This is a genomic window from Pseudomonas sp. IPO3778, assembly GCF_013386825.1.
Taxonomy (GTDB): Bacteria; Pseudomonadota; Gammaproteobacteria; order Pseudomonadales; family Pseudomonadaceae; genus Aquipseudomonas.
The window spans coordinates 59,124-78,598 of the sequence record NZ_JACARC010000002.1 but is presented as its reverse complement, the minus strand read 5'-3'; the positions used below and the strand labels follow the sequence as shown (position 1 = coordinate 78,598).

The window sequence follows — 19,475 nt, the reverse complement described above, 5'->3', positions numbered from 1 at the left end:
CATCCTATGATTGGACGAAAGCTCAGATCCCATGACAGACATCGCCCCTCTCATCAAACGCTCCCTGGTCGACCAGGCCCTGGACCAACTGCGCCAACGCATCACCCAAGGCGTCTGGGCCATCGGCGAGCGCCTGCCCACCGAGCCCGAGTTGTCTGCCGAGTTGGGTATCAGCCGCAACACCGTGCGTGAAGCCATGCGGGTATTGGCGTTCTCCGGGCTGATCGAGATCCGCCAGGGCGACGGCAGCTATTTGCGCTCCATGACCGACCCGCTGGGCGCCATGAAGGCCTTGTCCCACTGCACCGTGGCCCAGGCCCAGGAGACGCGGCAGATTCTTGAAGTCGAAGCGATTGGCCTGGCGGCGTTAAGGCGTACGGATGAAGACCTGATCGCCTTGCGCCAGGCACTGGACACCAGCGGCGAGCATTACCACGGCGACCTTGAGCACTACATCAACTGCGACCTGGTGTTCCACAGACGCCTGGTGGACGCCGCCCACAACCCGGCCTTGAGCGAGCTGTACCAGTACTTCTCCAGCATCGTGGGTGCGCAGTTGCGCCAGACCCTGAACATCCACCCGCGCCGGCAAGCGGTGTTCGACCTGCACGGCGCCTTGCTCGATGCCGTGGAACAACAGGACCCGGAACGCGCCAAGGCCCTGTGCCGGCAGTTGATCAATGAACCTTGAACCCGAGAACCTCATGCCCCGTTCAGATAACGCCCTCGAAGAAATCCTGATCGACGCCGAAGCTGATGACGACGAGGTCCAGCACAGCCCGCCGCTGGTGAGCCGCCCGTGGCTGTTGTTGCTGGGCCTGATCCTGGTGGCGTTGAACTTGCGCCCGGCGCTGTCGAGCATGTCGCCGCTGCTGGCTGAAGTCTCGAGCAGCCTCGGTTTGTCGGCGGCCAAGGCCGGGCTGCTGACCACCTTGCCGGTGTTGTGCCTGGGGCTGTTTGCGCCGCTGGCACCGATCCTGGCCCGGCGTTTTGGCGCCGAGCGCGTGGTGTTGGGGATTCTGTTGACCCTGGCGGGCGGGATCATCCTGCGCAGTTCATTCGGTGAAGTCGGGCTGTTCGCCGGCAGCCTGCTGGCGGGTGCGAGCATCGGGATCATCGGGGTGCTGTTGCCGGGTATCGTCAAGCGCGACTTCGCCAAGCAGGCCGGCACCATGACCGGCGTGTACACCATGGCCCTGTGCCTGGGCGCGGCGCTGGCGGCGGGGGCCACGGTGCCGCTGAGTCACTACTTTGGCGACAGTTGGAACATCGGCCTGGGTTTCTGGATCCTGCCGGCACTGGTCGCTGCGCTGTTCTGGCTGCCGCAAATCGGCCAGAAGCATGGCGCCCACCAGGTGGCGTATCGGGTGAAAGGCCTGTTGCGTGACCCGCTGGCCTGGCAAGTGACCTTGTACATGGGCCTGCAATCGTCCCTGGCCTACATCGTGTTTGGCTGGTTGCCGTCGATCCTGATCGGGCGTGGCCTGACCGCCACCCAGGCGGGCCTGGTGCTCTCGGGCTCGGTGATTGTGCAACTGGCCAGTTCCCTGGCTGCGCCGTGGCTGGCCACGCGCGGCAAGGACCAGCGCCTGGCCATTGTGGTGGTGATGGTGCTGACCCTGGGCGGCCTGTTCGGCTGCCTGTATGCACCGCTGGACGGGTTGTGGGGCTGGGCGATTCTGCTGGGCCTGGGCCAGGGCGGTACGTTCAGCCTGGCACTGACCTTGATCGTGTTGCGCTCGCGGGATGCCCACGTCGCCGCCAACCTGTCGAGTATGGCCCAGGGCATCGGCTATACCCTGGCGTCCATGGGCCCGTTCGCGGTGGGCCTGGTGCATGACTGGACCGGCGGCTGGGCGGCCGTCGGCTGGATTTTCGCGGTGATCGGCCTGGGCGCGATCGTCGCCGGGCTGGGGGCGGGACGTTCGTTGTACGTTCAGGTGACCAGCGAAAAGGTCTAGGGCCCGCCGCTACAGGTACACGATTTGAAGGCTGCCCGAGCCATCAATGCGCACGTCGGTGCTCAGGTCGAGGTTTTTCAGGGCCGCGAGCACCACCTCGACCTTCAGCAAGGTCGTGAGGTTCTGAATCGCCGAAGGTCCGGCGGTGCTGCCATCGATGTCGGTAAACGCCAGGTAGCTGCGCGAGCCGATGTCGATGGGCCGCAGGTTGGCGGGGCGCCAGGCTACGCCGCCCGTGGTGGACTCGGTGCCATAGATCTGCGCCACGCTGTCGACCACGGTGAGCGTCGGGTCGAAGCTCACCGAGAACAGGCCCACCTTATTGCCACTGTTATCCAGGCCCAGTCCGTAGAAGATTTCGCTGTTGACGTTCGCCGAGCCGTCGCGGTTGTCGGTCATGAGCAGGGCGAAACGGGTCGGGCCGAGGCAACTGATCCCAAGGCTCAATGGGCGCAATGGCAGGCGGGTGCCGGTCTCGGTATTCAGGTCCTGATGGGAAATTCTCCCCAGGTCCACCACGCCCCCGCCGGAGAGCGTCGGGGTGCAGGCCAGTGGGGTAATGCGGCCGGTGACCGTCAATTCGACGGTGGACGCAGCCTGTGCCATCGGTAGGCTCAGCAGGCCGAGTGCGGTGGAAAGTGCAATGCCGAAAAGGTTCATGGACAGGTCCTCGGTAGACGTTACAGGTAGATGATTTCGATGGTGCCCGAGCCGTTCAGCTGCACAACGTTACGCAAGTCCAGGGTTTGGCTGGGGGCCAGGACCGCTCTGATGTGCAGGCTGCCGGAGAGGTTTTGGATCGACACCGGGCCGCCGTTGTCGCCGGCACGGTCGGTAAACCCCAGGTAGCTGTTGGCGCCCAGGGGAATCGTCTGGGCGCTGGCGTTGCTCCAGGCGCGCCCGGCGGTGGTGGAGTCGGTGCGGTACAGCGTGGCCAAGGTGTCGGCGCTGAAGTTCGCGGGGTCAGCCAGTACGTAGAAGCGCCCGATCTTGTTGCCGGCGCCGTCCAGGTCCAGGCCATAGGCGGTTTCATCGGTGCCGCCGGTGGCCGAGCCGTTGCGGTTGTCCTGCATGCGCACGGCGAAGGCGGTGGCCGCATCGCAGGCGACTGAAAACAGCAGGGTTTTGGTTGCCAGCCAGGTCTCCTTATCCACGTTGAGTTCCTTGGCCGACAACCTGCCGTAACTCACCAGGCCACCGTTGGACAGGGTCGGGACGCAGGCGGCGGGCACAACCCGCGCACGCAGGCTCAGCTCCCGCGCCCGGCCGGTGTTGATCGCGTCGATCAAGCCGCTGGCTTCCCATGTGGTGGCGTCCTGGACCAGGGTGGCGCCGGCATCGGCCCAGGCACTGATGGTCAATTGCAGCGCCAGGCTTTTGCCCGGCACCACCGCCCCGGCCCGCACCGGCGCGATGCCGTATCCTGGCAGCCAGTTGAGTGCCGCACGGGTGTCGGTGGGTGCTTGCCCCGGGGCGCTCAGCAACCCCAGCTCCACAGCCTGGCCGTCGACGACCGCGTCGCTGAGCTGTATCTGGTAGGTGCCGCGTTCGGTAAACCGCAGCCGCTCGGCGCCGGCCGCCAGGCCACGGTAGAACAGGCTCAAGTCTGTGGGCTGGGGGCAGTTGAGTGTCAGGCTCAAGCGGCGCTCTCCGACCAGGTGTTGCCCGGCCGGGTTATGGCGGGCGGTACGGCTCAGTTGGCCGAAATCCAGCAGCGATTCACTGAGGTTCAGTTGGCATTCGTCCATCGCCTGAGCGCTGGAAGCAATGCCCAGCAGCAGTATCGCCGTCAGCCTTTGCAGGGGTTTATCACGGTTCATTGCACAGTCCTCATGGCGTCTGGCAGCGGGCGGGGGCGGTTTCGAAATACACCTGCGGATCGGCCTTTTCCGGCAGTTCGAAGTGCAACCGGCAGCGGTTGAGGCCGGGGGCTTTTACCCACAGCGAAGGTTGATCGAGCACGTTGGGCAAAAACACTTGGCTGTTGTCCTGGACCAGGGTCACGAACGCCCCCTGATCGTCGGTGACCGACGCGCCGCGAGTCAGCGGCTGGCCTTGGTCGTTGCGCACGCTGAGCAATACGCGGCGTGTCATCGCCACCCCGAAATCGAGGCGGTCCACGGCCCCGCGTCCGGCAGACACCATGGCCAGGCCGTTGCTGATATCGGCATTGCGGGGCAGTGAGCGGGTCTGTACCTCCACCGCGCTGCTGCCGTAGGCCGCCACTTGGGGGACCACGGCCTGGCCTTGCCAGTCGGTCCACACCGGGCCGCTGGGGGTGTTGACCTTGATGCCGGGCATATCGCCCACCGACAACACGGCGAAGGTGTCGCGAACCGGGTAAGGCGACAGGGTGACGCCGCCGTCATGCGCCACCACACCGCCGCGGGCACCGCCCTGGTAGCTGGATTGATCCGCGTTGGAACGGGTGTAGTTGACGTCGAACTGGCTATAGCGCGGCAAGTAAGAAAGCCCCAGCGAGCTTTCCACTTCCTGGTCACGGCTGTCGTGCTCGGCGGCAACCCGGTAACTGAGCTGGTCATTGACCTGTTCGCTCAGGCCCACGCCAATACGGTGTTCGCCCCCGGAGTTGCGCAACCAGGAACGGCCTCGGCGGTTTTCACCCAGGGGAACGCTGACCGTGACGTAAAACGCGTTGTCCTGATAATGCTGGCCGCCCATCTGCCGTTCGCCGCTGGCGGAAATCGACACGCCCCTGACGTTGGTGCCCCACGAGGCGAAGAGGCGGCTGCTGTTATCACCGTCGAAGGTGCTGGCGCGGGACGCACCGCCGCTGAACGCCCCCAGCCACGGATGGGTCCAGGACAGCGCCAGGCTTTGTTGGTCGCGGTAGCGGTGGCGGGTGTTGCGCCGGGTTTCCCGTTCGTCCTGGTAGACCGTTTCTTCCAGTTCACGATAACCGGGCGTGCGATAGGAATTGGCGGCCGTGAACGACCATTGTTCGCCCAGGCGCTGGGTCCAGGACAGGTCGGTTTGCAGCCCGCGTTCGGCTTCGTCCAGCCGCGCATCGGCGGCCTGGGTGGAGAGCTGGATCTGCCCGTCGGCCCACGGCAGCCACCCGAGGTTCACCCCGGCCGAGCGGTAATCACTGGCCAATAGGGTGCCGGCACCCAGGCTCAACTGCGGGTGCAATGCACCGCTCCATCCGGCACTGACGACCCAGGGATCACTGCCATGGGCGTCACCGATGTTGCGCACGCGCCCGGCCCCGATTGAATAACCGGGTGCGGGCAAGCCAATCCCGAGCAGAGCGGCCGGCACGGTATACCGCCGTTCGCCGCCCGAGGTTTCCTTGACCGTGACTTCCACATCCGAACGGTTATTGAGGCGCCTGACATCGCTCAGGGAAAACGGGCCGGCAGGCACCACGGTGGAGTGAATCAGCGCACCGTTCTGGCGGATTTCCACCTGGGCGGGGCTGTTGGCGATGCCGTCGATGGTTGCGCCTTGATGCTGGTCCTGCAGCGCCTGCTCGGTGAACACCTGCACGCCGGTGATCTGCGCGCCCGCCAACACCGGGTTGTAGAGGTTGATCTGGCCGGTCTGGAGCACCGCCTGGTGACTGGCAAAGGTGCGTTGCGCGTAGGCTTCCAGGTGCGTGCTGCTGGAACGGTCATCCTGCCAGGTCTGCACCTGGCGACTGCGCACGATCCAGTCGCCGGCGTTAAAGCCGACCTCGGTATTGGCGGAGCCGAAACGGTTGCTGTCGTCATTGAAGCGGTTGTAGGCGCCGCTCACGTCGTAGTTGAGCAGGGCGGCCACTCCACCGGTCTGGTAGCCGGAAATGTCCTGCTGGCGCGGGCGCAAGGCATCGGTCGGCACCACCAGCGCCACACTGAGGTTGGCAGGGTCCTGTTCAACCACGGTCTGGGGATAGGCCGTGATGAAGGCATGGCAGCGCGGGTTGTCGTCGGGGACGATCAGGTTGGCGGTGTCGAGCAGGGAACGATCAAAACACAGCGTACCGTGCTCATCGAACTGTACATTGATGCGCCCGTGCCGCTGGCCATTCACGACCAGGCTGACGGCGTGCACGCCGGCGGTGAAGCGCGGGGTTTCCAGCAGCAATTTGGCCAGCGCCGGGTCGATGCCACGCTGGTGCAAGGTTTGTGGGTCGAACTGGCCCTGGGTGTCGGCCCAGGCCGGGGCGAGCCAGCACAGGTTGACCAGGGGGAGCGCGGCCCTGCTCAACAAGAGCGTTCGCACCAGGCGACGGCGCGAACCGTCGCGCACGGCTTCGCCGTCACGGTAATTCCATACTGTTTTCACGAAGGACACTCGAATTGTGGGGGCGCGCAGGTTCGTTGCGGGCTGCTCCCGGCCTGTTGGGTGGTGACCGTCAGGTCGCGGTCACTTCATTTTTATGGCGCGTCGGATCGCTTGAGCGTGGAGGTAATCGGCGCGTCATAGGCGGCCACCGCAAAGCCGTACACCGTGGCCGGTTGCAGGCGCACGCTGGTCGCCGACTGCGCAGGCACACCCACCGTCAGGTGTTCGCCGGGCAAAATGTAGGTGCGTGGCAACATGGCCTGCTGCTTGCCCGGCAGCAGTTGCAGCTCCTGGGCCAGGCGCACCACATACGGGGTGTCGTTGAGCACGCTCAGCGCGTTGTTGTTCAGCGACCAGCTCAAGCCGGTCCAGGGCGTGCGATTTGGCGCCAGGCCCTTGGGGTGAATAATCACCGGCAGGTTCTGACGCACCGTCACGCCGACCCGGGCATGCCCGGCCTCGGCGGGCGCCCGGTCCTGGGGCATGCCTTCGAAGATCGCGCGCTTGAGTCGTTGGGTGGTCAGGGGTTGGGGGTTTTGCAAAATAAAGCGCACCAGTTGCGATGCGGAAGGGTTCACCCGGGCCAGGGGCGGGGTGACCACCAGCAGGCTCTCGGTGTCTTCGGGCACGTTTTCCAGGGTGACATGCAGCAACGCCACCTGGGCGTCGGTGTTGGTCACCGAGACGGCGGCTTCGCCTTCGGCCTCATGGACAATCACCACGGAGGTTTCCGGCACCATGCCGTCGGCCAGGGCCGAACAGCTCAACACCAGGCTCAACAGGCCAAGGCTCAGACTATGTCGTACAGCGGGTTTTGAACGTAACGGGGTCATGACGTGTCTCGTCAGGTCATTCAAGACCCGGCCCCAGGCGCACGGCCTGAGGTGCGGGTCGCGAGAACGTTAAAGGTATTTGACGGTGATCGTCGCGGAACCATCCAGCGGCACTTCGTTGTCCAGTGTCAGCTGGCGGGTGGGCGCGATCTCCGCACCGACCCGCACGTCCGCCGTCAGGTTGCGCACGGGAATCGGTACCAGGGAACCCATATGGGCAACACTGAGAATGTCCCCTCGAACAAGATTGGGTTCGGTCCACCATGAGCCGCCGTTGTTCGGCGACGCGATGGTATGCACGGCGATGCCATCGGCAACGGGCGAGGAAAACCTCAGATCGAAAGCCCCGAGCTTTTCACTGCCATTGATCAACCCCAGGCCGTAGTACATCGCATCGCCCCGGTGGTCCGAGCCTTCACGGTTATCGTTGCCCTGCAAGGCCAGCAGCGTGCTGCCATCGCAGACAATCTCCAGTTGCAGGTTGACGTTGGCCAGTGAAGTCGCCCGGTCGGGCCGCAAGTCCTTGGCGGACATCTTGCCGTAGTCGACCACGCCGCCGCGGGTGAGCGTTGGCGTGCAGGAACTCGGTGTAACCAGTCCCTTGACTGCCAGATCCACGGCCGAGGCCGCGTGAGCATCAAGGGCGCCCAGTAACAGGACCGGCGCGATGACGCTGAGCATCTTGTTCATGGTGGAACGAACTCCTTTTCAGTGTCGGGCCAGGGGTTACAGGTACTTCACTTCCAGTGTCGCCGAACCGTCGATGGGCACTTCGTTGCTCAGGTCCAGGCCATCGGTGCGGGCGATGACGGTCTGCACTTCCAGGTCCACGGTCAGGTCTCGCACCGGGATGGGTTGCGAGTCGTCGCTCATGGCGCCGACCGAGGACAAAAACTGCGGGTTCCAGAACGCGTCGTTAAACCAGGACCGGCCATTGTCTTCGGTGATGATGGGTTGCACGGCCACGGTGTCAGCGATCGGGTTGCGCAAGTACAAATAGTAGAAGCCCAGCTTCTGGTCACCGTTGATCAGGCCAAGGCCCATTCCTTGACCGGATGAGGAAGAACCGGCCCGGTTGTCGATGGCTTTCAGGCCAATGAGGATGGCCGCATCGCAGCTCACGCTCATTTGCAGGGTTTGCACCCCAATGACGGTCATTTTGTCGGTGTTGAGGTCTTTCGCCGAGATCTTGCCGTGGTCGACCTGGCCGCCACCGGACAACAGAGGCGTGCACGAGTTGGGGGTAATCAGTCCGGTAACCGTCAAGTCCACGGTGGACGCAGCAAACGCGCCCGGCGCACAGGCGATCAACAGGGTGCTGGCAACGGTTTTGAGTAGCTTGTTCACGGTAAAAAACTTCCTTTGTTTAAGGCGGATGGAGGAGGGTTGCGGATCAGAGGTATTTCAATTGCAGGGTGACGTGGCCGTCGATGGACTCCTGATCGATCAGGGTCAAACCGTCGGCCGGTGCAATGTTGGAGGCGACGCTGAGGTCGGCATCCAGGGCTTTCAGGGCAATGGGGGTGTTCGCACCGTCCATGGCCGCGACGGAGGTCAGGGCGGCATGCCCTACATAGGACGCCGGGACCCAACTGCCCCCGCCATTGGTTGAGAAAATCGCACGCACCGGCGCGGTATCGGCCACCGGGTTGTACAGACCGAATGCCACACTCCCGACCTTCTGGTTGGTGCTGGTCATGCCCAGGCCGTGCAGGCTGTCGACGGAGGCGGTGCCAGAGCGGTTATCGATCATGCTCATGGCAAAAAAGGTCGAGCCTTCGCAGCGCACACTCAAGCTCAGGGTGTGCGACGGCAATGCGGTGTGCTGATCGGGCCTCAACTCGGCCGCTGAAATCTTGCCCAGGTCAACCGCCCCTCCGCCTGAAAGTGTGGGGTTGCAGGAGCTGGGGGTGATTCGGCCCCGCACGCTCAGGTCGGTGGTGCTGGCAGCCCAGACCGACGATGTCAGTACCGAGGCGAGGACTGCCGGAACAAGTCGATTCATGTGGATAAACCTTTGTGGTGGACCGCCGTTGGCCGGTGACGTTTTTTCACCGTGCCGGCGGGCGGCGAGGGTCAAACGTGACCGTTGCCCCAAGCGGGGTGGGGCGCAATTTAACGGTCGGGTCGGGGAGGGGAAATACAACAAATACGAGAATGGTATTGGCCCGGTGAGGCGCTGTTGATCAAGTAGAAATAGCCGATTGCGGCTGTAGGAAAGTTTGTCTTCTCGTAGTTCTTGTATCGCCAAAAATGCATCCGCATGAGTAGCTTGATCGGCTCATGGGTGCCGTATGAGTGTCTGAAAAGTCGCCGCCAAGTGTGCCCTCACTTAAGGATGCGTCAGCGCTGGGCACAGCGCTGGCGGACCTGCACCAACATCGAGGTGGCCATGGCGCCAAGGGCTTCTGCAGACGACCCCGGGCGGCACGCCGCACCCTGGGAGCGTCTCCCCGTGCACTGGCAGTATCTGAGGGTGCTGGTGGTTGAAGACCATTCAACCTATCGCACGTTGATGGGGTGGTTTTTGCAAAAGCTGGGGCTGGACCATGAGCTGGTCTGCAATGGGCAAGCGGCGCTGACGGTCAGCACGCTGCGCCACTTCGACCTGGTGATCAGCGACTGCCGCATGCCGGTGATGGACGGCTACAGCATGGCGCGGGAGATGCGTCATCGCGAACGGGCCCTGGGCCGGCAGCGCATCCCCATCATTGCCTTGACCGCCAACCCGGGGGTGGACGATCAACAGCGCTGCCTCGACGCCGGCATGGATGGCTGGTTGCTGAAACCGCTGTCGCTCGGGCAATTGCGCGACGTGCTGGAGCGCTGGCTGCCGCGGGCCTCGGCTGCGATGAGCAATGCACCGGCCCTGCCTGCACAGCGGTGGCCAACCCGTGCGGAACTGGTGGAGACCTTCAAGGATGAGCAGGTAGTGAACCAGATGTTGCACAGCCTGCGGCGGGAAGCGGACGAGGATTATGCCGCCCTGTTACGTGCCTGCCGCACGTTGGACAAGCAAGCCGCGATCGATTGCCTGCACCGTCTGGTGGGTAGCCTGGTGTTTTTGGGAAGCACCGGCCTGGATGCCCGCGCAGCGGATTTGATCGCGCACATACGCGACCAGGGGATCGAGCCCAACCGTCTGGGGTTGGAACAATTTGAACAGGACGTGAGCCGGTACCTGCGGTATTTGACGGATTTATGACAGTGATGGGGGTGTTTTGTGGGATCGATTACCCGTTCTCGTAGCTTTGATATGTAAGCGTTTTCCTTTTGTTTTGTGGGAAAAAATGTTCTTTCTACAAAACACTGGAGCCGAGCGAAACCCACCCGGGTTGGGCGGTTGTTGCACCCATCGCCGGGCTGTATTTTGCGTAAGTCAATTCGCCATCTTTTGTGGGTTTTTATGCTTCGCGTAATTATTGCTGACGATCATCCCATTGTTCGTATCGGGCAAAGAGTGGTGATCGAGGCCAATGGCAATTGCAAGGTGGTCGGTGAGGCCAGCAGTCCCGACGAGTTGCTCCACGTGCTCACCCTGACGCCCTGCGATGTGCTGGTGACCGACTTTGCCATGCCCGGCGGGCAACAGGCGGACGGCTACGTTTTACTGGGCCTGTTGCGACGCCAGTACCCCCGCTTGCCAGTGATTCTGGTGACGATGTTTGCCAATGTCGCCACCTTGCGGGCGTCGTTCGCCCTCGGGGCCAGGGCCATTGTCGCCAAGAGCGCATCGGCCAAGGAGTTGCCCACCGCACTCAAGGTGGTCAGTGAGGGCCAGACGTTTGTCAGTGAGTGCCTGCGGGTGCAACTGGTCCAGGCCGGGACAGGGGACCAGTCGCAACCCCCGCAACTGTCGGGCAAGGAGCGGGAAGTGGTGCGCATGCTCGCCAGCGGCATGACCGTCAGCCAGATCGCCGCCCGGGTCAATCGCAGCGTTTCCACCATCAGCAAGCAGAAGAGCACGGCCATGAGCCGCTTGTGCATTTCCACCGACGTCGACTTGTTTGCCTATGCTCGCAGCAGCGGCATGGTTCCCTAGGCATTCCTGGCACTAATGCCAGTAGTGTTCCCGGGCGCTGGGGATTATCGTATCGGCCATCCCACCCTTTTTGCGGAACCTGCCCATGAGCGACGCCCATAACGCTGTGATCACCGAGTTCTACAGCGCCTTCCAGCGCCTGGACGCCGAGGCCATGAGCGCCTGCTACACCGACGATGTGGTGTTCAGCGACCCGGCCTTCGGTGAACTGCGTGGGCGGGATGCCGGTGACATGTGGCGCATGCTCACCACCCGGGCCAAGGACTTTTCCCTGACCTTCGACAGCGTGCGCAGCGACGAAATCACCGGCAGCGCGCACTGGGTGGCGACCTACCTGTTCAGCGCCACCGGCAACACCGTGGTCAACGACATCCGCGCGCGGTTTGTGTTTCGCGACGGCAAGATCTGCGAGCACCACGATCACTTCGACCTGTGGCGCTGGTCGCGCCAGGCCTTGGGCACCAAAGGCCTGTTGCTGGGCTGGACGCCGCTGGTGAAAAACGCCGTGCGCGCCCAGGCGCTGAAAGGCTTGAAGGCGTTCCAGGCCCGTGGCGAGGTAGCTTGACCTGTGGCGAGGGGGCTTGTCCCCCGTTGGGCTGCGAAGCAGCCCCAGAAAGGCAATCGAGGTCTTTCAGAAATACCGTGATTGCTGATTCAGGGCTGCTTCGCTGCCCAACGGGGGACAAGCCCCCTCGCCACAGACAAACCCCCCTCGCCACAGACAAACCCCCTCGCCACAGACAAGCCCCCTCCCCACAGGGTGTGCAGGCATTGATAAGATGTGTGTTCTTCTCTTGGGGTGTCGGAACGGATTGTGAATAGCGCTTCTGAAGTTGTTCCTGTCGAAGCCAAGCCGTGGTTTGTCTATTTGGTGCGTGCCGCCAATGGCTCGCTCTATTGCGGCATCAGCAATGACCCGGTGCGCCGCTTTGCCACTCACCAGAGCGGCAAGGGCGCACGGTTTTTTCTCTCAAGCCCCGCCGTGGCGCTGGTGTACACCGAAGCCTGTGCCAGCAAGGCCGAGGCGTTGCGCCAGGAGCGGCTGATCAAGAAGTTGAAGAAAAGCGCCAAGGAGTGCCTGGCGGCGATCGGCCCATCAATTTGACTGATCAGTTCCCATGCACGCCATTGGCGGGTTTGCAGGCTAAGCTGGACGCTCACTCATTAAGCGGAGCCTGGCATGTCTGAGTTGATCCTCCACCACTACCCGCAGTCCCCATTTGCTGAAAAAGCCCGCCTGTTGCTGGGTTTCAAAGGCTTGTCCTGGCGCTCGGTGCTTATCTCGCCGGTGATGCCCAAGCCTGACTTGACCGCCCTCACCGGGGGTTATCGCAAGACCCCGGTGCTGCAGGTCGGCGCCGATATTTACTGCGACAGCGCCCTGATCGCCCGCCGCCTGGAGCAGGAAAAAGCCGCACCAGCCCTGTTTCCCCAAGGCCTTGAACTGGTCAGCCAGGGGTTCGCCGCCTGGGCGGATTCGACGGTGTTTGCCCATGCAGTGAGCCTGGTATTCCAGCCGGAGTCCCTGGCGGTCAAGTTCGCCAAAGTGCCGCCGCAAATGATCGAGGTGCTGGTGGCCGACCGCAGCAAGTTGTTCAGCGGTGGCACGGCGACCCGCGTGCAACTGGACCAGGCCAAGCATCAATGGCCGGTGATCATCGGCCGTATCAATCAACAGTTGCAGCATCAGCAGGGCGACTTCCTGTTCGGCGAGCCGTCGATTGCCGACTTTGCCCTGGCCCATCCGTTGTGGTTCCTCATGGGGTCGCCGGTGACGTCGCCGCTGGTGGAAGCCTATCCCGCCGTCGCGGCCTGGCTGGCCCGGGTCTTGGGTTTCGGCCATGGCACGTCGAGCCAGATGACTGCCGAGCAAGCCCTGGACGTGGCGCGCAATGCCACGCCGGCCAACCTGCCGGAAGACATCTTCGAAGACCCGAACGGCTTCAAACCCGGCCAGCAGGTGGCCCTCAGCGCCACCGATTATGGCGTCGACCCGGTGGCCGGCGAGTTACTGTTTGCCGGCCGGGAAGAGCTGATTCTGCGGCGCACCGACGAACGTGGCGGCACCGTGCATGTGCACGTCCCACGCTTCGGATTTCGGATCCAAACGGCGTGACTGAAATTATTTTCAAATCGAGGTGAGGTAAACCTGTCGGCCATCCGTGTAGTGCTTGAAACTGCGATTAATTCGCATTAACAGCGCTTTTTACACACGGGTTCTCAAGCATGAAGTCCAGGGCAACGTCGGCGGGTTCGGTTAAACAATGGCTGGGAGCCTCGGTATTGGCGGTGTCGGGGCTGGCGCTGCTGCCCCAGGGCGTGGCGCAGGCGGCTGAGGCGCAGCAACAGAGCACCGTGTTCAACTTTGCCCTGGCCGCCAAGCCGCTGCCCCAGGCGTTGAGCGATTTCACCCGGGTGACCGGCATCAGCGTGGTTTACACCGACGAAGCGCCCTACGCCATCAAGGCCCCGGCCATCACCGGGCAGATGAGCGCGACCCAGGCCATGCAGCGCCTGCTGGGCAATTCCGGCTTCACCTTCCGCCAGATCGACGCCCGCACCCTGGCCCTGGAACCGTTGCCGACCGACGGCGCGCTGAACCTCGGTGCCACCACCATCAACGGTGCGGCCCTGGCCTCGGACACCACCAGTTACCAGCCGCCGCCCACCAGTTCGGTTATGCGTTCCCACGGCCTGCTGCTGGAAACCCCGCAAACCGTCAACGTGGTGCCGGCCCAGGTGATGCGCGATCAACAGCCGCGCAACCTCGACGACGCCCTGACCAACATCAGCGGCATCACCCAGGCCAACACCCTGGGCAGCACCCAAGATGCGGTGATGTTGCGCGGTTTTGGTGATAACCGTAACGGTTCGATCATGCAGGACGGCATGCCCGTGGTGCAGGGCCGGGCGCTGAACTCCACCGCCGAACGGGTTGAAGTGCTCAAGGGCCCGTCGTCGTTGCTCTACGGCATCCAGGACCCGGGCGGCGTGGTCAATATCGTCAGCAAGAAACCGGAACTGGTCCAATCCACCGCCCTGACCGTGCGCGGCTCGACCTTTGGTGACGGCAAGAATGGCAGCGGCGGCAACCTCGACACCACCGGCCCCATCGGTGACAGCGGATTGGCGTACCGCTTGATCGTCGACCATGAAGACGAAGACTACTGGCGCAATTACGGCACCCACCGCGAGAGCCTGATTGCCCCGTCGCTGGCCTGGTATGGCGACAGCACCAAGCTGTTATTCGCCTATGAGCATCGGGAGTTTCTGTCGCCGTTTGACCGGGGCACCGCCATCGACCCCAAGACCAACCACCCGCTGAATATCCCGTCGACTCGCCGTCTCGATGAGCCCTTCAACAACATGGAAGGCCGCTCCGACCTGTACCGCTTCGAAGCCGACCACGACCTGAACGACGACTGGAAAGCTCACTTCGGCTACAGCTGGAACCGCGAGACCTACGACGCCAGCCAGGTGCGTGTGGTCAAGGTCAACAGCAACGGCACCCTGACCCGCAGCATGGACGGCACCCAGGGCGCGCTGACCACCGACCGCTTCGCCACCGCCAGCCTTGAAGGCAAGGTGAACGTGGCCGGCATGCAGCACGACCTGACCTTCGGCCTGGATGACGAGTACCGCAAGATCTACCGCGCCGACCTGATCCGCCAGGCGCCCCGTGGCACGTTCAACTACAACGATCCGGTCTATGGCAATGAAGTGGCGGGCACCACCGTCAGTGCGCCGGACAGCAACCAGACCGACCTGCTGCGCAGCGACTCGCTGTTTATGCAGGACTCGATCCACCTCACCGACCAGTGGATTCTGGTAGGCGGCGCGCGTTATCAGATGTACGACCAATACGCAGGCAAGGGCATCCCATTCACCGCCAACACCGATGGCAATGGCCAGAAGTGGGTGCCCCGCGTCGGCCTGGTGTACCGCTACACCGACGAACTGTCGTTCTACGGCAGCTACACCGAGTCGTTCAAACCCAACTCCACCATCGCGCCGCTCGCCAACAAAACGACCCTGGACGGCAGCCTCGAGCCGGAACAGTCGAAGTCCTGGGAGCTGGGCACCAAGCTCGACATGCCGGGTCGCATCACCGCCAGCGCAGCGTTGTTCAACATCGAAAAACGTAACGTGCTGGTCCAGGTGGGCGATGGCCTGACCTCGGTCTACAGCGTCGCCGGCAAGGTGCGCTCCCGTGGCCTGGAACTGGATGCCAGCGGTCAGTTGACGGACAAGTGGAGCGTGATCGGCAGCTATGCCTACACCGATGCGGTTGTCACCGAAGACCCGGACCTGAAGGGCAACCGCCTGCAAAACGTCGCGAAGAACACCGGCTCGCTGTCGGCGGTGTATGACTTCGGCAGCCTCCTTGGCGGTGACCAACTGCGGGTCGGCGCCGGTGCACGTTATGTTGGCGAGCGCTCGGGTGATGCGGCCAACAGCTTCGAGCTGCCGGGTTATACCGTGGCCGATGCTTTCGCTACGTATGACACCAAGGTCGACGGGCAGAAGGTCAAGTTCCAGCTCAACGTGAAGAACCTGTTTGACCGCACCTATTACACCTCCGCCGTGAACACCCAGTTCGTCTCCATCGGCGATGCCCGCCAGGTGTCCGTCTCCAGCACCCTGGAGTTCTGATGAAATACTGGTTATGGGCAGCCCTGCTGATCAGCGGCGCGGCATGGGCCGATGACGCGACCTACCATCGCGAACACCGGGTGACGCTGCCCGGTTCCGCCCATAGCTGGGGCTTTGTCGCGCTGGACCCGACCCGGCCCTATCTGTTCCTGGCCCGCCGGGAAAACGGCCTGAGCGTGTTTGACGTGAAGCAGCAGCGCCTGGTCAAGACCGTGGCGCAGTCCGAAGGCGCCAATGGCGTGGTGTTCGTGCCCGAGGTGAACCGTGTATTCGTGCTCAACACCGACGGCAGTTTGAGCGTGGTGCAGTTATCCACACTCAAATTGCTCAAGCGCATCCCGGTGGCGCAAAGCAACCTCAACAGCGCGGTGTACGAGCCGTCGACGGGCAAGGTGATTATTGTCAGCGGCCGTCGGGCGGATCGTTCGACGCTGTTTGAATTTGATCCCAAGCAGGAGCGAATCACCGGCGCTCATGAGCTGGCGGTGAAGAAAATCGACCCGTTGCTGGTCAAGGGCGATGGCAGCTTCTTCCTGCCGATGCGCGATGAAGGCAAGGTGGCCCGATATTCGGCGAGCACCTTTGCGCTCCAAGGTACCTGGCAGTTCGCTGATTGCCCCAAACCCAGCGCCCTGGCCCAGGACGTGGCGCGCCAGCGGCTGTTCGTGGCGTGTCGTGGTGAGGCGCCAGTGTTGATCGTCGCCGACCGGGAGACCGGTGAAGTGAAGGCGACGCTGCCCATCACCCGCGACGTCAACGCCCTGGCCTATGACGAGCAGCACCGGCGCTTGCTGATCCCCAGCGGCGTTGATGCCAACCTGACGCTCGTGGATCAACAGGATGCCGATCACTACACCGTGCGTGCCGGCGTCAGCACCTTGCCGATGGCCTACAACATGGCGTTCGACCCGGTGAGCCAGCGGGTATTCCTGCCGGCCATGGACTTTACCCAGCCGGCGCCGAGCCAGGCCGAACCCAAGCCAGACCCGGTGTTTCAGGCCAATACCTTTTCCATCACCACCCTGGGCCTTGATTGACCGGGAGGAATTCCACAAGCTGCGCACTCTCGAAATTCAAGGACTACCAGGTTTATGCGGTTGGGACGATGGACACACGCCGGCGGGTTGCTGCTGGGCTTGAGCTTGTTGCTGGGCGGTTGCGCCACGGCGCCGAAAACTTCCACCAGCGCCAGCCTCGACCAGTTATTGGCCGACCCGGCGCTGCACGGTGCCAGCGTGTCGCTGATGGTGCGCGATGCCCGCAGTGGCAGCACGCTTTACCAACACAACCCGCGCACGCGGTTGAGCCCGGCCTCCGGCCTCAAGTTGCTGACCACGGCCGCGGCGATGGATGTGTTGGGCCCGCAGTATCGGTTTTCCACCCAACTGCTGAGCACGGGCACCCGGCAGGGCGCGCTGCTTAACGGCAATCTCTACCTGCGCGGCCTGGGCGACCCGACGATCCAGTGGGCGGACTACCAGGCATTGGCAGCCAGCCTGGCCCAGCAGGGTATCCGGCAGGTGCAAGGCGACTTGGTGTTCGATGACACCTTTTTCGATGCTGAGCGCCTGGGCGTCGATTGGTCCCAGGACGATGAAAGCACCTACTACGGCGCGCAGATTTCGGCGCTGACGGTGTCGCCCAATACGGACTTTGATGCGGGCTCCCTGTTGATCACGGCCAAGGCGCCGGCTGTGGCGGGTCGCCCGGTGACGGTGGAGGTCAGCCCGGTCACCGACTACGTGCAGCTCAGCAACCGTGCCGTCAGCGGTGCGGGCAACAGCTATGGGATCAATCGTCAGCACGGGACCAACCTTATGCAACTCACCGGGGCGTTGGCGCCGGGCAAGCAGAGCCGGCAATTGGTCAGTGTGTGGGAGCCGACGCAACTGGTCGGCAATCTGTTTGAACAGGCGTTGGCACAGCAGGGGATTACCGTGCAAGGGCGCCGGTTGATCGGCGGTGCCACGCCGGCCACGGCGACGGTGCTGGCGATGCACGAGTCGGCACCGCTGCAGGAATTGATCACGCCGCTGCTCAAGCTTTCCAACAACAACATGTCTGAAGTCTTGCTCAAGACCATGGGCCGCAAGACGGCCAATGCCGGCACGGCGTCTGCCGGCGTGGCGGCAGTGGCGGGGTTTCTCAAGCGCCAGGGCATTGATACGGCCACCTTGAACCAGGTGGACGGCTCGGGGTTGTCCCGACGTAACCTGGTGTCGTCGCAGAACCTGACGGACCTGCTGCTGGCCGCGAGCAAACAGCCCTGGTTCAACGCCTGGTACAACGCGCTGCCGATTGCCGGTAACCCGGAGCGAATGGTGGGCGGCAGCCTGCGCTATCGCCTGCGGGGCACGGCGGCGCAGAACAACCTGCACGCCAAGACCGGCTCCATGAGTGGCGTGTCGTCGTTGAGCGGGTATGTCACTGATGCCAATGGGCGCAAGCTGGTGTTTTCGATGGTGAGCAACAATTACGTGGTCGAAGGCGCGCGCATCAAGGCATTGGAGAACCGCCTTGCGGCAGCGTTGGCAAAATCGACGGACTGACGTTGAACACAAAAAACTGAAGGCTGTGGAGATCAAATGTGGGAGCGGGCTTGCTGTGGTGAGGGGGCTTGTCCCCCGTCGGGTTCACCACAGATTGATGGGGCTGCTTCGCAGCCCAGCGCGGGGCAAGCCCGCTCACCACAGCAAGCCCGCTCCCACATTGGAACTGAGCCATCAGGCAGATTGCATTTCAAGGCAGAAACGCCTGTCGGTATTCCCCCGGTGTCGCCCTCATCGCCTGGCGGAACCGGTTGGTGAAGTGGCTGGCACTGGAAAATCCGCACGCCAGGGCAATCTCGCCCAGTGGCAACGAGCTGCCACGCAACAGCTCCCGGGCGCGGGCCAGGCGTCGCGCCAGCAGGTATTGATGGGGCGGCAAGCCAAAGCTCTCGCGAAACATCCGCGCAAAGTGGTACTCCGACAGCGCGCACAACCCCGCCAATTGCCCCAGGCTGACCGGCTCGGCCAACTGGTGGTCGATGTATTCCACCAATTGCCGGCGCTGGTGGGCGGCCAGACCGCCTTTGAGGCGCAACCCCTCACGCATCCCCACCTGGCTGAGCAAGGTATGGCTGAGCATTTCATGGGCCAGGCTGCTGGTGAGCAAGCGTTCGCCGGGTTCTTTCCAGTTCAGGCTGATCAACTGGTGGAAGCGCCGGGCCTGCTGTGGGTCGTCGAGGAATGTGCTCTCACGCAACAGCAACTCCCGTGGTTCACGGTCCAGCAAGGTCACGCAGCCCAGGGCGAATTGCTCCGGGCTGAAATACACGTGGGCCAGGCGGATCTCGCCGTTGATCACCCAGGCTGACTGGTGGTCGGCGGGCAGAATGCACAGCTTGTCCGGGCCGCCCTTGGTGCCGGGCTGGTCGCGGCGAAAGGTGCCGGTGCCGCCGCCGATGTAGCAGGACAGGGTGTGGTGGTCGGGGGCTTCGTAGTCCTGGGCGTCGTGATGGTTGCTCCACAGGGCTGCAGACAAGCCGTCACCGAGCTCGGCACACAGCTCGAGGCGAGCGTTGGGCGAGCGGTTGAGGGATTGAAAGACTTGCAGGGTTTCCAGTGGTGGCATATTCGTACTCTCTGACGGCTTGCATCCTACTCCCAGCGGCGGTTGCTGTGAGCCCGGCAGCCGACAAAAGCGCAAGAATGT

The 19,475-nt window shown here is 63.3% G+C and carries 18 protein-coding genes; 10 read left to right on the top strand and 8 right to left on the bottom strand.

All coding sequences use genetic code 11. The features are described from left to right. Nucleotides 1-31: 31 nt before the first annotated feature. Nucleotides 32-691, top strand: a complete 660-nt coding sequence (locus HX855_RS00470; RefSeq protein WP_177088561.1) for a FadR/GntR family transcriptional regulator — start codon at nucleotides 32-34, stop codon at nucleotides 689-691. Next, a complete protein-coding gene (locus HX855_RS00465; protein ID WP_177088563.1) occupies nucleotides 681-1,961 on the top strand; it encodes a CynX/NimT family MFS transporter in 1,281 nt (426 codons plus the stop codon). The genes HX855_RS00470 and HX855_RS00465 overlap by 11 nt, the downstream gene beginning before the upstream one ends. Nucleotides 1,962-1,970: 9 nt before the next feature. Here the strand turns inward: HX855_RS00465 and HX855_RS00460 are convergent, their stop codons facing one another. The 7 genes from HX855_RS00460 to HX855_RS00430 all read right to left on the bottom strand — a co-directional run bounded on the left by HX855_RS00460 (nucleotide 1,971) and on the right by HX855_RS00430 (nucleotide 9,089). Further along, nucleotides 1,971-2,621 carry a DUF1120 domain-containing protein gene (locus tag HX855_RS00460; RefSeq protein WP_177088564.1) on the bottom strand — a complete coding sequence of 217 codons (651 nt, stop codon included), beginning with the start codon at nucleotides 2,619-2,621 and terminating at the stop codon, nucleotides 1,971-1,973. 20 nt (nucleotides 2,622-2,641) lie between these two features. Next, a complete protein-coding gene (locus HX855_RS00455; protein WP_177088566.1) occupies nucleotides 2,642-3,781 on the bottom strand; it encodes a DUF1120 domain-containing protein in 1,140 nt (379 codons plus the stop codon). 10 nt (nucleotides 3,782-3,791) lie between these two features. After that, the gene (locus HX855_RS00450) at nucleotides 3,792-6,251 is read right to left on the bottom strand and encodes a fimbria/pilus outer membrane usher protein (RefSeq protein ID WP_375140053.1); all 2,460 of its coding nucleotides are present in this window, start codon (nucleotides 6,249-6,251) and stop codon (nucleotides 3,792-3,794) included. Between the two features lie 92 nt (nucleotides 6,252-6,343). After that, on the bottom strand, nucleotides 6,344-7,084 hold the full coding sequence (locus HX855_RS00445) for a fimbria/pilus chaperone family protein (RefSeq protein WP_177088568.1): 741 nt from the start codon (nucleotides 7,082-7,084) through the stop codon (nucleotides 6,344-6,346). 69 nt (nucleotides 7,085-7,153) lie between these two features. Continuing rightward, nucleotides 7,154-7,774, bottom strand: a complete 621-nt coding sequence (locus HX855_RS00440; protein WP_177088570.1) for a DUF1120 domain-containing protein — start codon at nucleotides 7,772-7,774, stop codon at nucleotides 7,154-7,156. A gap of 36 nt (nucleotides 7,775-7,810) precedes the next feature. Further along, nucleotides 7,811-8,431: a DUF1120 domain-containing protein gene (locus HX855_RS00435; RefSeq protein ID WP_177088572.1), complete on the bottom strand. Its 621-nt coding sequence runs from the start codon at nucleotides 8,429-8,431 to the stop codon at nucleotides 7,811-7,813. A gap of 46 nt (nucleotides 8,432-8,477) precedes the next feature. Continuing rightward, entirely contained in the window at nucleotides 8,478-9,089 is a 612-nt protein-coding gene (locus HX855_RS00430) for a DUF1120 domain-containing protein (RefSeq protein ID WP_177088574.1), read from the bottom strand. A 450-nt stretch (nucleotides 9,090-9,539) separates the two neighbouring features. On the opposite strand from HX855_RS00430, the gene HX855_RS00425 reads away from it, so the two are divergent. The 8 genes from HX855_RS00425 to dacB all read left to right on the top strand — a co-directional run bounded on the left by HX855_RS00425 (nucleotide 9,540) and on the right by dacB (nucleotide 18,328). After that, on the top strand, nucleotides 9,540-10,289 hold the full coding sequence (locus HX855_RS00425; protein ID WP_309139813.1) for a response regulator: 750 nt from the start codon (nucleotides 9,540-9,542) through the stop codon (nucleotides 10,287-10,289). A 201-nt stretch (nucleotides 10,290-10,490) separates the two neighbouring features. Beyond that, nucleotides 10,491-11,126 carry a response regulator transcription factor gene (locus HX855_RS00420; RefSeq protein WP_177088575.1) on the top strand — a complete coding sequence of 212 codons (636 nt, stop codon included), beginning with the start codon at nucleotides 10,491-10,493 and terminating at the stop codon, nucleotides 11,124-11,126. A gap of 85 nt (nucleotides 11,127-11,211) precedes the next feature. After that, entirely contained in the window at nucleotides 11,212-11,691 is a 480-nt protein-coding gene (locus tag HX855_RS00415; RefSeq protein WP_177088577.1) for a nuclear transport factor 2 family protein, read from the top strand. 249 nt (nucleotides 11,692-11,940) lie between these two features. Then, nucleotides 11,941-12,231 carry a GIY-YIG nuclease family protein gene (locus HX855_RS00410; RefSeq protein WP_177088579.1) on the top strand — a complete coding sequence of 97 codons (291 nt, stop codon included), beginning with the start codon at nucleotides 11,941-11,943 and terminating at the stop codon, nucleotides 12,229-12,231. Nucleotides 12,232-12,306: 75 nt separating this feature from the next. Then, nucleotides 12,307-13,242, top strand: a complete 936-nt coding sequence (locus tag HX855_RS00405) for a glutathione S-transferase family protein (RefSeq protein WP_177088581.1) — start codon at nucleotides 12,307-12,309, stop codon at nucleotides 13,240-13,242. Between the two features lie 110 nt (nucleotides 13,243-13,352). Then, on the top strand, nucleotides 13,353-15,779 hold the full coding sequence (locus HX855_RS00400; protein WP_177088583.1) for a TonB-dependent receptor: 2,427 nt from the start codon (nucleotides 13,353-13,355) through the stop codon (nucleotides 15,777-15,779). Continuing rightward, entirely contained in the window at nucleotides 15,779-16,816 is a 1,038-nt protein-coding gene (locus tag HX855_RS00395; RefSeq protein WP_177088585.1) for a YncE family protein, read from the top strand. Before HX855_RS00400 ends, HX855_RS00395 begins: the two co-directional genes overlap by 1 nt. A gap of 54 nt (nucleotides 16,817-16,870) precedes the next feature. Further along, complete coding sequence (gene dacB / locus HX855_RS00390) at nucleotides 16,871-18,328, top strand: D-alanyl-D-alanine carboxypeptidase/D-alanyl-D-alanine-endopeptidase (protein WP_177088587.1); 1,458 nt, start codon at nucleotides 16,871-16,873, stop codon at nucleotides 18,326-18,328. Nucleotides 18,329-18,518: 190 nt separating this feature from the next. Here the strand turns inward: dacB and HX855_RS00385 are convergent, their stop codons facing one another. Beyond that, complete coding sequence (locus HX855_RS00385) at nucleotides 18,519-19,394, bottom strand: helix-turn-helix domain-containing protein (RefSeq protein ID WP_177088589.1); 876 nt, start codon at nucleotides 19,392-19,394, stop codon at nucleotides 18,519-18,521. Between the last annotated feature and the right edge of the window lie 81 nt (nucleotides 19,395-19,475).